This is a genomic window from Blautia sp. JLR.GB0024 (assembly GCF_037000545.1).
Lineage (GTDB): Bacteria > Bacillota > Clostridia > Lachnospirales > Lachnospiraceae > Blautia > Blautia celeris.
The window spans coordinates 81,480-96,448 of the sequence record NZ_JBANBF010000008.1 but is presented as its reverse complement, the minus strand read 5'-3'; the positions used below and the strand labels follow the sequence as shown (position 1 = coordinate 96,448).

Genomic DNA, 14,969 nt, shown 5'->3' with positions numbered 1-14,969 from the left:
TTAATTTATGTCTACGGAGTATTTAAGTTTATAAAGCGGAATAAGTGGTTGCAGAACAGATGTGTAAAAAATTTAATTGAGTATTATAGATGTGTAATTTTGTTAATATGGGGAAGGAGATATATAGGTGGAAAGAGAAGATGTTCTGGATATATATTTAGAATGGTTACAAAATAATTTGGAACATTATTATTATTTGGATGAAAATTCTAATAAATTAAAAATAATGATTAAGGCATGTGATTTATCAACAGAAAATGGCAGAAAAGAAATGAGGGATTATTATCTGATATTTATACAGATGCTTTGTGATGACCCTTTAAAAACTGTTTTGATTAGAAATGGCATGACAGGCATAGCTTTTCGAGATGTCCGGTATAAATTTTGTTATAACAATAATGGTATGGCAGTTCCTTTTCCTATATATATAAATTTGGGTGGTCTACAGAATAAAGAACGGGCAGATAAGTTTTGGGAAAGTATACAGAATGACGTGTCGAATAAGTGGGTAGAATCCGCTAAACAAGAAGAGATAAAGCTTTCTAACACATTGGATGAAATGTTTGGGAAGATGGCAGGTAAATATGGGAAAAAGATGAATGGACCTCTGATTCCGTTCGCTATATTTAAGCTGTTTTGTGGTATTGTAATTTTCTATTTCAGTATTGAGCTTTTTAAAATGAAGCCAGACACATTGATAAGCAATAGTATTGTTTGGGTTTCCAGAGGAGTTGCAGGTATGGCAATAGTATATTTCCTGTTTCGTCTGGTATTTGGAATATTTACATTACCTCGTATTTGGGATATACAAAGGTGCCGTGAAGAATTGCTGAAACAAAGGAGCCTTGTGAAAGCGAAAGTGAATGAAATATGCGAACAATTGAATATAATAGGGAAAAAAATACAATTGAAGAAGGATTTTGATGATGATTTTGATGACCTTTTTTTGGATATTGTCCCATACAGAGAGAGTAATTGGCAGGACAGATGCCAGAAGTGCTTGAATGCGAATACGGTTTTCCCCAGAACATGGTTAAAATTCAGACACTTTGTTCTGATTCTGTTGTCTATATGCTTGATAGCTTTTCAGACAAATGAAAAGATTCCGGTTTTACATACTGCGAAAAGCGTTTTGGAGAATGTTGTTGGTAAGTTAGGTGACTTTCTGGAACATTCTAATATGGAAGTATATGCGGCTGATGAATACGGCTCACGCCAGAGAAAAATACAGGAAAATCTTCTTGCCCAGTTTACACAGGATACGGAACAGGGAGCAAATAAAACGGTTTTTAAAGTAAGAGGATGGGATATAAATGTGAATGGTGAACCGGTAATAGTGGGCGAGAAAGAAGATAGAACAGAAATACAAGTGGCAGCCAATGTATTGACTTTGTATTATCCGCAATATAAAGGGGTTTTGGATATTCAGGGGAGTATTGAAGGAAAAGCAATGGAGGACAGGGAAGGATTAAAGGCATTGGGAGATTGGAGAAGTTCAACAGTATGGAAGAATGAGAAGGAAATTCTTCCAGAGTTTACATTTGTATTTGATTTGAACCAGGAAGATATGCTGATAGATATGATACATGTTGGAAACGGAGATTTGACATCTGAGGAAAGTTATAAGGCAAACAGCAGAATGAAGAAGCTTAAGATAACAGCGAACAAGAGAGAATATTATATAGAATTGGAGGATAGATTTGAACCTCTGGGCTTCAATATTCCATTGCCAGAACAAATAACCCCGAACGTACTAAAAATAGAAGTAGAAGATATATATAATGGGGAAAAGGATAATAGGTTAAGTATAGCAGGATTTGATTTTTATAAAAATTGACAGAGGATGGAAAAAGATATGAAAAAGTATTTAAGATGTTTTTGGGCAGTATTGATATTAATATTTATGGAAAGTGTTACTGTCTTGGCAGCAAAAAGTGATTATGCTGAGAAAGGAATGGATGTAGTAATTGTTTTAGATGGAAGTGGTTCCATGACAAGAAACGATCCGGAACGTGTAGCCATTGAGGCTGCTAAAATGTATGTAGACTTAATGGAAAATGGATCTTCCCGTGTGGCAATTGTACCGTTTACCCATGAACTGGGTGATGTGACAGAACTTAAAGATGCAAATACACTGGAGCAGAAAGAAGTCCTGAAAGCAAAACTGGATAAATTAGTTTATAACAAGGACGGTGATACAGATATTGGCCTAGCGCTAAAAAAGAGCTGTGATATATTGAAAAAAGAAAGCGACAAAAACAGGAATCAGCTTATTCTATTTTTTACAGACGGACAAATTGATTTGCCAAAGAGTGAAATCAGGACTAAAGAGGCTTCTCTGAAAGATACGGCATCTTCTATCACAAATGCATCTGATATGGGGGTAAAGATTTATACAATTGGATTGAATGTTAACGGAGAAGTGGATACAGAACTGATTAAAGGAATGGCTGACCAGACGCTTGGACGTAGTTATGTAGTTACTGATGCAGCTGGGCTACCCGACATTTTTAATGAAATATTTGCGGATTTTATCAATTCCATAACAATCGAAGTCGGAACCATTCAAACTGATGGCAAAAATTTCTCTGATTTGAAATTTAATATCTCGAATGACAATGTTGTCGAAGCAAATGTTATTATGCTGTCTACCAAAAAGGTGCATGAAATAGAACTTCTGGACAATAAGAGTAAAGAAGTGAAAATAGGGGGAGAAAAAGCTTCGTTTAGCCAATCTGATAAATATGGAATTCTTAAAATATATTCTCCGGAAAAGGGTGACTGGATACTGCGTGTTAAAGGCGAAGAAGGATGTAGTATCCATGTTAATATGATTTTTAATTACAAACTGGAATTAAAAGCTGAGGTGAAAAGCGAAAAGGGGAAGGCGGTTATTGAAGCATATTTTGAAAATGAAGGACAGAAGGTGGAAGATGAAGGGCTGTACAAACAGTTCAAAACAGTAGCGAAAGTAAAAAATAATAAGAAAGAAGAAACATATGATCTTACTTTAAACAGTACTTCTTTTAATGGAGAAATACCGATTCCGGAAGTCGGTGATACTGAAATTTTGGTTTTGGCTGAAAGTGACAGTCTATACCGAGAATCTGAGCCGATTGTGATTGATGGTACTAAAGCAGTAGATGGTAAAGCGGCAAAGCAGAATGATAAAGATGCTAGTAAAAAGACGGAGAATAAATCAAGCATTCTGCCCGTGGCATTGGGTGTGGTTGTTCTTTTGCTTTTAGCAGCCCTGATAGGTGTGGCGATTACAATGATAAAAAAGAAAAACCATAGAAATTTTGGAGATGTTTTATGGTCCATGATTGATAATGATAATTTCGGTGCAGGTTCCAGAACGCAAAATTACAATTTGGGTTATGAAAAAGGGGACGTGCGTTTAAGTAAAATTGTAACAGATATGTCAGCACAAACAATGGGTCTTGAGAAGATATATGTGGGAACAAATCCAAAGACAAATAATTCACTGTTGATCACTAATAATTCCCAATGCGATATGTGTCCGGGATATGGAGGAGCACCAGTGAAAAAGGCAGAGCTTCAGGAGAATGAATTTGTTTTGATTACAAAACATGGAGATCTGGAAGATATAACATTGAAAATTACTTTTACTTCTCAAGAGGCAATGTAAAACATAATAAAACTAGCGGAAACTTTGTTTATGTACGATTAATAAAAATGATAATAAAAGGAGAATAGGATATGGACATTGAACAAAAGAAAAAGCTAAAAGCGAGTATGGACTATGACGGAGGCGGAAGGCTTTCCACAGTAGCCAATAAGTCTAATGCTCTGGATGCTCCCATTTTGATTGTGGGACTGGGAGGTACAGGTTTTGATGCTTTACTGGCTACAAAAAAGCTAATTTACGATACTTTGAATTGCCAAAAAAGTGGTGATGTTTTTACTGATAAACCACGGAATATAGAGTATCTGGCCATTGATACGGATAAGGATGACGAAACAAAATCTCTTCAGGGGGTGAGTCTCAATAAGAGTAATAAAGAGCTGCAAATATATACCTGTCAGGATGTAGCAGGGATTGTAAAGAATCCGGACAGACTGCCAAGTTCCATACGATCCTGGTTAAACACCAATATATCCAATGAACAGGTTATCAACGGAGCCGGAGGGGTGAGGCAGTTGGGCAGATTGATGTTAATGCAGAATATCCAGGCTGCAACAGAGGTTATTGAAGAAAAAATCAGAAGAATATCAAGCACTTATAATAATTCTACACCGCTTTATGTTTTCCTGTTTGCAGGGATTTGCGGCGGAACAGGAAGCGGAACATTTCTTGATGTACCTTATATTATACGGTCTGTTGCCAGTAAACTGGATTCTATGCGTCCGGTAAATTTTACAGGTGTATTATTTATGCCGGATGTAAACTGCAGCAAACCGGGAATAGGAGGAGTAAATAAAGCTGCTTTGAAGAAAAATGGTTATGCTGCCCTGAAGGAACTGGAATACCTTATGAATGCTCCCAAAATGGGAGACAAATTTGTACAGGAATATGGTCTTTATTCCGTGGGAATAAATAATGCGGCTGCAGTATCCCCTTATGATACTTGTATATTGATGTCTGTAAAAGACAAACAGGGGGTAATTCAGACCGGTAATTCATATGATTATGTCATCAATGTAGCAGCAGAAACTGTTTTAAACTTTGTTGCCTCAGAACCTGCAAACAATGCAGGTGGTAATTCTTTTGCCATTAATTCTTTTCTTTCTAATGAAGTAAATAACAGGATTACTTATAAAGCACTGCTTGGGAAAAACAGGCGTCCGGTTTCATATTCATACAGTATTGCGGGAGCATCTTCCGCTATTTTGCCTTTGGATGATATTATGAGCTATATGACCTATCTGGCATTTAAAAAAATAGATAAGTTTTGGAACAGACGGCCTGTGGATGCAGAGGTTGTAAAGGTTCTGGAATATTTTGGGTTGGAGTCCAAAAATCAGGAAATGTTGTTGTTGTCCAATCTTCCCAGGGTTCAGAATTTAGACAGGCATACATTTGCTCTGATCAAACAGACCCCTGATATGATAACAACTGATTTTAGGGCTGCATATACACGACAGGTAGAATATATTAACCATAATGCAGGGAAAATGGTAGAGCAGATGGACTCCCGAATACAAGAACAAAACAACATAATCAATAATCTTTTTAGGAATTTGGAATACGGTCCCATTTATGCACAGCAATGCCTGTATACAACATCCGATCATTTGAGTGTTACAAAGGCACTTGATACCATGGCACAGAAGTTCATGTCTTCCCGTCCTACGGGAAATCAAATTGATGCTGCTGCCAAGCAAGCTGATATGGCATTAAATAATCTGATTTCCAGTTCTCCAATCCTTCCGGGAGCTAAAGAAAAGCTTCGGAATGCGTATATAAAAGCTCTTGAGAATCAGTATCAGATGAAAATGACAGCTTACGCCTTTGAGAAGCTGGCTGATATTTGCAATGCATACAGGAATTCATTTATTGCAAAAAATAATGCCATATATGATTCTGTTGCTGAATTGTTGGGAACTCTTGTAGAGCTATTTCAGAAGTATGCGTCTATTAAGACTGAGACAACAATAGATGCTGACGCGTCAGGAAACCAGACAATGTCCTGGTCGCTGGTAAATACACCTAAATTTATTGAAGCATTGGAAAAAAGAATGTCTGTGGACGATAATCTAAACGTGGATTTGGATTCTTTTATACGGGGGTTTTATCAGTATCTGTTTGATAATGCGGACATTTGGTCAGGAGAGCGGAAAGAAGATATGGTGCAGAGTCTGAACCAATTTATATCAGAAGCCTTTGCGAATATATTGAATAAATCTATGGATTATTATCTTAATTTTTATGCAGTATCCCAGGGAAAGACTTTAGCATCTTATTGTGATGAGATTGTCGATAAATTGCACAGCAGGGCGAATATCATGTTCCCTACTTCAAACAGTTTTGCGGTACCTGTTCCTCAGCCTGGGTATTCGTTTGCATCAATTCCTAATAATTCACCGCAAATGATTAAGTGTATGAAGGATAAGGTGAACAAGGATAGCATTGTGAAGCAAAGTGGTATTTTAGAGCGAATCTTTATGATGAATTTTTTGAGCGCCACACCTCTGAGCTTTTATGCAGATATACAGGACTGCTATGAGAACTATGATCAGTTAGCTAAAAATTCACCAGGTCTCCATTTGTTTGAGAAAAATAAGTTTAATAATGTAGATTGGAATGAGCTGCCTTCTCCGTATCCCGAATCAGAATGGGTCTCAGGATTCTGTATTGAGGAGGAAAAAAGAAGAAATAGGATATATAGGGAAGTATTTGATAAAGCTGTCAAGTATGGTTTTATCGTAATCGATCATATGGCCATAAAAGCATATTGTTACTGGGGAAATCCTATACCTGTGGATAATATACTGAAATTGGAAAATTTAAATCCTGATAGTGAAGTATTGGATATGGGGGCCGCAAAAAGATGCTGTATAAAGCTGAAGGAGGCCATGACGGATGTGAACCGGCTAAATGAATCTCACGAGATACCAGAATTGATTCCAGATGAAACTGTTGATGAAAATGGAAATGAAAGAGTTAATATTGCATTTGCTAAGAATATATTCATACAGATGTTCGATATAAGAAACAAGATAAAAGAGATGGTTGAAAACTATGAATACTGTCGTGAAACACTGAACAAGATTACTGTAGATGACAGCGTGGCGGAAAACTATGTGAAAGCTATGTATCTGCATCTTATTTTTAAGAAAAGAATAGAATATGTATATTTGAACCGCCGTGGGGAGGTGCAGTCGTTTATAGAACTTAGTGGAAGACAGAACAGATATGCGGATTTCTATCTGTATCAAGCATATTCAAAATTGGATCGCAGGCAGAGAGATGAAATAGAACAGCAGATAGATTCTATACGCAGGGAGATGAGTCGTTCAGACGAGGACTACGATAAAATGAAATTATGGGCAGAGGAATATCATAAAAATCTGAAAGATATTTTATATGATTTGAAAGTAGATTATCGTGAGATTGACGACGGAGAAGCTTATCTGAAAGTATACCGTATGCTGGAAGAAATTGCAGAAGCAGAGTACAATAACTTTTAAGAAAAGTGGCATTGTGGGAATTTCCCCAATGCCACTCTTCAAAAGGAGATAAAAGATGAATTTCATAGAATTTATTGAAAAAAAGCAGAAGCTGAAACGAAAAAAAAAGCAGGAGTTTATTAAGCTGAAAAAACCTGTCTTGAATTATTTCCTGGGTGTTTTCACTAAAGAAGAGATTCATGCCTTGTCAGATACATTGGAGGAGAGAGTGGGCGGACAGGAAAAAATATTCTATACATTTTTTGGTCAGCAAAATTTGTTGGAAGAGTTTACTGCACAGGAGTATCAGAACCAGCAGATAAAGGAATTGGATGAAGAGGAGTATACCCTTTTGGCCAGAGAGGCTCTGCAGGAAAAGATGAAGAGAGCTTTTGTTCTGGAACCAAAGCTGCAGGATTTTGCCATATATGTATTTAATCATGCATCAAAAGTGCCGTTTATACATAAAGGAAGAATACACATTAATATCTTTGTGAAAGCAGACCATAAGATAGCCTGTCTGCTACAGCAAATAACAGAAGGGATTCGTGATTCATTTGTAGAATTTTATCCTTCCGGATGCAATATTGATGTTTTTTTACTTTTGGATCAGGCAGCTTATTCCAGTACGGATTTTGGAATGGAAAAAAAAGCATTCACTTACCTGACCTTGAAAGAGACGGAAAGTATGGTAAATGAAAAAAAGATTTCCATGGCTTACTGCATGTCCAATATGAACAGTCAAGGAATTTTAAACAGGGAATCTTCTGCGACTTATGAAATGCTTTATGATGCTGCACTGATGACTATTCTTAAAGATGGAGTTCCGGCAGATGTCCAGGGAGATTATGAGTCGTATAAAGATGAAGATATGAAGAAGAATGCTGAGTCAAAGGAAGGGACTTTTTATTCCATAGGTTCTTTTAAGTTAGAGGGAATCATGGAAATAATTACTTTAATCGTGTACCGCACGGTTTTTCTGAAAATGATGAAGGAGAGAGAACAACTGGATATACCGCAGTATATACAGCGATTTGAAATCAGCAAGGAAGGTATTAACCAGTCTTTGAATCAGATTCTTCCCCAAATTCCTTTTGACGAGCTTACGTGGGAAGGGGTTATCAGAAGTAAAAAATATAAAGGAACGGAACTTGCCAATATGCCGGCAGGGGAGGGCATAAGAAAAATTTATGGAAGAAATCTGGATTTGATGTTGGAAATAAATTGTACAAAACGTTTCCAGGCTCAGGAAAATGAGTTTATGACTTCTAAAATATCTCAGTTAAAAAAAAGAATTAATGAGTTGTATTTTACAGAGAATTTTTCCATTTTTGAAATATGTAAAGTGGTTAATGAAATGCTGTGTGTATTGAATAAGGAAAAGGAATACAACGGTCAAATGTATGATGCGGAGGTGAATGGGCTGAAGAGCTGGGAGCTTTCTGCATTTCCATTGAAGCAGTTAAAAGATAAAGCAGAGTACAGTAAAGATTCAAAAATTTTGTATGCATTAGCAGGATCTTATTTGCAGAAGAAACAAAGGGTTTTGTATAGTAAAGCAAGAATCCAATTAGTGGATCAGATGGATAAAGGGCTACGGAGGGTGGCAGAAAAATATATGACCATTGCAGACTCGGTTCGTCGCACTTCCGAAGAATTGCAGGAGAATATCAGGTGTGCAGTGGAGGATGAACTGGAGCTGAGAGTGGGTAACTGTGAGCACTATTATAAAATGATTACAGAAAAAATCCTGGATAATAATGAGGATTTCAAAAGGTTTCTCCGGGATGTGAACCAGTCTATTGGAAATGGAAACTTTACGGTGGAAGAATTGTTTTCCAAAGTTTTGGATTTTTGTGAACAGAATATTTTTACAAGGTCGGAATTCCATAGGGATTTTTCAGAGGAAATGCTGCTTCGTTTGAAAAATTATAGGGAATTTGAAACTGATCAGATGGTTTATGATTTTGCTTTTAACACTATAATGGATAATCAAGTATTTATGGTGGACCAGCATAGTTTTACAGACCCATACAGGGAAGTGTGCTTTCTGGTTAAGGAAAATAATTCATTTGTCACTGCAACGAACCAGAGAATGGCAGAACTGAAAGAAAGCCATAGAATGAAAATATTTTATGAAACTTATTATGAGGATATGGATGTTCTTTTTATTGAGGGATGTTTTGATCTGGCAGATCTCCATGCATACGATGTTTACAAAAAAACATATGATAGACTGGCCGATAAGGGCGGAGTGGAGATAAAATATGATAAAAATAATAAATGATTTTACAGAAGAAGATATGATTACCAATGTTTCCGGTAATGTTTTAGACAGTAATGAGGCGGTGGTAAAATGGGAATTTGCTAGAAATAGGGAGTATGATTTATGTGTTATTTTTGACATAGAGGATAATGAAGAGTTTTCACTGGAAGAATTGGTTGAAAAAAAAGTACCTAAAACTATATATGACGATTCTTTTGGGATTTCCCATAAAATTCAGATCAGGGAGGAAAGCCTCGGATTTGCACTGTTTCCTGCTAAAAAATGCAGTGGTGATTTATGCATTGTAAACCAGAAGAAAGGAAATAGAACAGAGAGGTATCGTAAAAAAATAAAATTATACTACCGTGTGACTTATGAACCATTGAAGAGTTTGTGGGGGTTGAAAACACTACCGGTTAAAAAGGCAATTCTTATGTTTACAAACATAGGGGCAGCTGAAGAAAATTATTTGTGTTACCGATGCCGGGGCGCAGGCCGTGATAATCTGATTTATACTCTGGATCTGGAGACATTTGGACAGGAAACAAGGTTCGAGATATTTATAAAGAAAGATGAACAGATTATAGTTGAACTGTCAGAAGAACAAAAAAAATATGCGGAAGTAATATTGAGAAACTAGGAGGAATTACATATGAAAAAGATTATATGCCCGTACTGCTGTAAAGAATTTGAGCCGAATCAAGTGGATTTCCGACTGATGAAGCCACTTTCCAAGACGGAAGAGCCTGCTGAGGCCAATTATGAAGGGTATGAAAATGTATGGAAAAAGAAAGAAATAGGAAATAGCATCAGTGGTCTTGAAGTAGATGAACAGTTGGCAAATTATTACATAGAATGTCTTCGATATACAGAGACGGATGCAAAGGCAAATGCCATGAGGCTTCCGGCGGTCTCTATTGATTATACAGACAATACAAAGGTATGGTTTAATCAAGAGGAGTACCAAGAATACGGATATGTAACAAAAGTAAAATATCAGAGACAGGAACTGGAAGAGAGATTATGCCCTTATTGCCATAACCGTGTTATGGAACATGCAGGTGAGTATGAAATGAAGCTGATTTCTGTAATTGGAGATACTGACGTGGGAAAGAGTATTTATCTTACGATGTTGGAAGAGATGCTTCAAAACGATTCTTATTTTAAAGGAACTATGAAATTTATGGGAACAATGGAAGAAAAGAAAATGTATTTCGGAAACATAAATGAACTGCTGGATAAAAAAGAAATGCATGGAGCAACAGAAAGAGAAAAAATTCCACCCATGCCGTTTTTGTATCAATATAAAACCTCAGATGGTAAAGAACATTCTTATCTTATTGTCTTTTGTGATATTGCAGGTGAAGATTGTCGGGAGAAGGAATCACTCCGGCGCAACGGATATCATCTGAAAGCTTCATCAGGGCTGCTGTTTCTAATTGATCCTACACGGTTTGCAAAGGTAAAAAACTCAATTGATGGGGAAAATAATATCTCACAGCGATATCAACAGGAAATCCTCACGGCAATTGACCAGTATCTGATTGCAGGAACCCATGAGAAAAAGGCAAAGATACCTGCAGCAGTGGTTCTTACAAAATCGGATATGTTAAAAGAAATCGGTGTAGTGCGCGGCAGTGAGAAGTATCAGCAGGTGTTGGAGGATGACCAGGGAAATGAAAAACATCCGGGATTTTTCAACAAAGAAGTGGCAGCAAATCTGAATCATGTTATTCCTAGACTGATGGCAGAACTAGGAGCTGAGACACTTTGCAATGTGGTGGAAGGAAGTTTCGAAACCTTTAATTATTTTGTAGTATCTGCGCTTGGAAAAACACCTGAAAAGGTAATAATTGAGGATAGTGGAATGGAAAGAACTGTAAAACGTGTAGAAGGGCAGATTGCGCCGTATCGTGTTACAGAACCCCTTTACTGGTTATTGAGCCAATCCGGCTGTATCCCCTTTAAATACAGAGAAGTGCTGAAAAATAAAAAAGAAGAAACAAGAGTGGTAGAGACTTATTACTATCAGAATGAGCTGAATGGATCTTTCCAGAACCGTCTGGAAGATTTGAGAAAAAGTAAGTGTGCTAATTTTTGGGGCAGCATGAGAGGATGGCAGGTTGTAGAGAGGAGTATTATCTAAGGAGGGGAGAACATGATATATCAATATTTGCATGGCCGCGACCAATCAAGTGGAAAAGCATATGGAAGTATAAACGAGCTGGATAAAAATGTGTTTTCAAAAAGCGATGAAGACAGTCTGCAGAGAACTATATTTTATAAAACAGTTCCTGATATTGACATAAATTTCAGACCGGAATGTTATTATTACTATTCCGGAGAATTAGCAAATGGATACGTTTCTATTACCGGTAAAACTACTTATCTTTTGCCTGGTGAGAGTCCGTTGAGTGGAAATCGGCCATCTATTTTCGGACATCAGTATATTTTTACAAATGAAAGTCAGCAGGAAGTGATGGGAGAGGATAACCGGCTGTTTTTCGTAAGTCCTTATTGCTGCCGCTTAGAAGATGTGAAGAAACCGGAACAAGGGAAATTAGTACAGTGTTATGATGATAAAAACCAGGAGGTTTTTGGAAAAGAAGAAATAATGGAGGAAAGCCTGCAGGAACTGTTGGCTGTATTTGGCATAGAAAAAGAAGATTATAATACCTTTATATATGCAGTTTTGACTTCCTGTGGCAGTCAGGAAAAAAGAATATGTCTGGTCTTGCCCGAAAATAATAAAAAGGGAACAGATATGGCACGGAAGCTGGTACAATGTATGTTTCAAAATTTGCCTTTATGGCTGAAAGAAAACTGTGGTTATATGACATATTGTTCTTCTATGCAGAATCTTTTTCCTGCAAATATGCAGATGATTTTTATTCCGAGAACCACCGAAAATGTCCGTTCTTATATTTCACAAGAAGTAAGATATTATATTTTTGATAAGAAGAATCAGCAGATGCCATATGTGCCGGAGTTGGATGACCCGGATATAAAGAAAATTGTGGAAAACTTTAAATACTTTATATTCGGTGAGGGACAGACGGAATACTATCAAAGTATTACAGCAATGTTATTAGCGTATGGAGAAATTCATAAAGCATTTACACCATTACAGATAAAACGTCTTATGCAGTTCTGGAATGCCAGAAACATTCTTATTACAGAGAATCATATTTTGTATAAAGGAAATGAATGGAGGGCAATTCTGGATGATATTCTAGATATGGTGCCGAAACTACGTGTCCAAATCCGGAAAGATATGGAGGAATATGCTAAAACTTATATGTATCGTTTTCGTGAAAACGGTGAAGAGGACTGGATGCTGAAAATGTTTTATGCTATTCTTCCGAATATTAAGGATGATATAGTAAGTCATTTTTGTGGAAAGGTTTATGAAGATCATGAAAGCTTTATTCCTGTGATGCATTTCACTGAGGATATGAGAGAATTAAATGACAGGATAAAAGAATCAATTTATAATGACAGCAAATATTTTGAGGCAACAAAATCTTATGAAAATAAAAAACTTCTGAAGAAACTGGAAACACTGACAAATGCTAAAGATAAATTTGTCTGTGTACTTGCAAATATAGATGAGATAAATCAGTTGCAATGTATGTTTTTTAAGAGTAAAGAGTATGCAGAAATGATACAGTCAAATCTCGATAAAATTATACAAAAGGATTATTGCGAAATTTCAGAAATGATACAGTTTTTTCAAGAATATCAGGATGCATTAGAGAAATATAATTTGGTCGGTAATGATGATTTTTCGAGTATGTTTTGTATTACAATTAAAAATTATATAAATGAAATTGGAGATTTTCAAAAACTTGAGAATACAGAACTCCAAGAATTGAGTTTATGGGGGAAAAAGATTCTTAAAAATCCACAATACTTTGAATTTGAGGATATCCGCAATAAAGCAGAAACAGAATTGAAATTTCGGGAACAGGCAGCTATTTTTCAGAACAAGAATTTAGAAAAAATATATGTAGGATTAAAAAAAATAAAACGTGAAAATCCTGAAGACTTAAAACGAATGTTTAATGATAAACAAGTTCTTAAGGATACAGAAAAAATCAGGATACGGTTGCAACAACTTCAAAATGAAAAAATAAAAAGGAATAAAAAAAATTATATGGAGGAGGTGTTCGACGGACTGTACGAAATATGTTTCTGTTATGATGTGAATCACCGGAAGGAAATCTGCATTCAGATTATGGAAAGTAAGTGGGGCGGAATTTTAAGCTTGAGTAAAATATATAAAAATGTAACACACCATATGGAAATAAAGGAAATTGATGAAATACGTTCTATAATGAAAAGTGTTGTAGTGTCATATTATAAGACCAACCATATAAATGCAGAAGAACGCAGTGCACTAAAAGAAGAAATAGATTTTGTTAGAGCAATTGGATTGGAAGGGGAATTAGAAAGAGAAGAGCAAAATTTATTGCAAAGAATTTTTGATGGTATTTCTTTAAAAGAAAAGAAAAAGATTATTCCTCTTAATAAAAATAAGAAAAGAAAGCAGGAAGAGCAGAAGAAAGATGAGGAGGAGAAGACATTAAAAAGAGAGATTAAGAGTACAAATGAAGAGCCTTTTGGAATGGATGAAAATAGGAGGTAAATTATGAATGGACAAGATCCTTTTGGCAGAGACAGTTCATCTCCATTTGGAGACGGTTCTTCCCCTTTTGGTGATGACTCCGGTTTCCATGAAAATGATGCAGCCCCATTTGGAGACAGTTCATCTCCATTTGGAGATGGTTCGTCTCCTTTTGGTGATAGCCCTTTTTCTGTTGGTGAAAACGTCTCCCGGAGGTATAAAGAAAAGGGAAAACAGTCTGCTGGACAAAAAAGAAGGAAAGAAAAAAAGGGATATTCAGTAAATTATGCAGCTGGTATTATACAAAACCTGCAAGAGCGCCCCGTACGGGATTCTGCATGGATTCGTCTTTCACGTTCTTTGGTACATGGAGTTCCTTATGGAAAATACGATACCAGATATTCTTTTAACGTAATTCCGCATGATGTAATGAATTCTGCAAATTCCATGTATGCCAGAAGTGATGTAGTTAATGTGTACGGTGAAATCAGTGGAGGAGATTTGTATAATGGACAAAATGTGGAAGTATGGGGAAGCAGGAGTCATGGAGTACTGATAGCTAATAAAATTGTATGTACCAGTACAGGTGTGCGGTCAAAGATGCAGGCGGGAATTCCCGCAGTTGTTGTCAGAGCAGCGGCTATAATAATATTATTATTTTTACTAAAAATGATAAAAGGTAGTAAGGGATTATTGAATGGTTTTTCACCAGGACAGTATGTTCAAGGAATTTTAGGACAAGCAATGCCGGTTATTCTGATTGCAGGGTTTATTGCAGTGTTAGTGGTGGGAAGAACCATATGCAGGACTTTCCATATTTCCTATGGTGTGTTGTATATGTTTCTTATTGTGGCGGCCTGTATATTTATACCGCCTATTGGTTCTATTTTTATAACCATCGCAGCAATTGTATATTTATTAAAAATACTTGTGAAATAAGCG

8 protein-coding genes are annotated in these 14,969 nt (G+C 36.3%); all 8 read left to right on the top strand.

Translation table 11 applies throughout. The annotated features are described in order from the left end of the window. Positions 1–127 precede the first annotated feature (127 nt). The 8 genes from V8Q34_RS17940 to V8Q34_RS17905 all read left to right on the top strand — a co-directional run bounded on the left by V8Q34_RS17940 (position 128) and on the right by V8Q34_RS17905 (position 14,966). Positions 128–1,837, top strand: a complete 1,710-nt coding sequence (locus V8Q34_RS17940) for an NADase-type glycan-binding domain-containing protein (protein WP_335836026.1) — start codon at positions 128–130, stop codon at positions 1,835–1,837. 18 nt (positions 1,838–1,855) lie between these two features. Continuing rightward, complete coding sequence (locus V8Q34_RS17935; RefSeq protein WP_335836025.1) at positions 1,856–3,652, top strand: vWA domain-containing protein; 1,797 nt, start codon at positions 1,856–1,858, stop codon at positions 3,650–3,652. 71 nt (positions 3,653–3,723) lie between these two features. Continuing rightward, positions 3,724–7,155, top strand: a complete 3,432-nt coding sequence (locus V8Q34_RS17930) for a tubulin-like doman-containing protein (protein ID WP_335836024.1) — start codon at positions 3,724–3,726, stop codon at positions 7,153–7,155. 55 nt (positions 7,156–7,210) lie between these two features. After that, the gene (locus V8Q34_RS17925) at positions 7,211–9,421 is read left to right on the top strand and encodes a hypothetical protein (protein ID WP_335836023.1); all 2,211 of its coding nucleotides are present in this window, start codon (positions 7,211–7,213) and stop codon (positions 9,419–9,421) included. Beyond that, the gene (locus V8Q34_RS17920; protein WP_335836022.1) at positions 9,402–10,040 is read left to right on the top strand and encodes a hypothetical protein; all 639 of its coding nucleotides are present in this window, start codon (positions 9,402–9,404) and stop codon (positions 10,038–10,040) included. Before V8Q34_RS17925 ends, V8Q34_RS17920 begins: the two co-directional genes overlap by 20 nt. 12 nt (positions 10,041–10,052) lie before the next feature. Beyond that, the gene (locus tag V8Q34_RS17915) at positions 10,053–11,546 is read left to right on the top strand and encodes a TRAFAC clade GTPase domain-containing protein (protein WP_335836020.1); all 1,494 of its coding nucleotides are present in this window, start codon (positions 10,053–10,055) and stop codon (positions 11,544–11,546) included. 12 nt (positions 11,547–11,558) lie between these two features. Further along, positions 11,559–14,048: a hypothetical protein gene (locus tag V8Q34_RS17910; RefSeq protein ID WP_335836019.1), complete on the top strand. Its 2,490-nt coding sequence runs from the start codon at positions 11,559–11,561 to the stop codon at positions 14,046–14,048. A gap of 3 nt (positions 14,049–14,051) precedes the next feature. Beyond that, positions 14,052–14,966, top strand: a complete 915-nt coding sequence (locus V8Q34_RS17905) for a hypothetical protein (RefSeq protein ID WP_335836017.1) — start codon at positions 14,052–14,054, stop codon at positions 14,964–14,966. Positions 14,967–14,969: the final 3 nt, after the last annotated feature.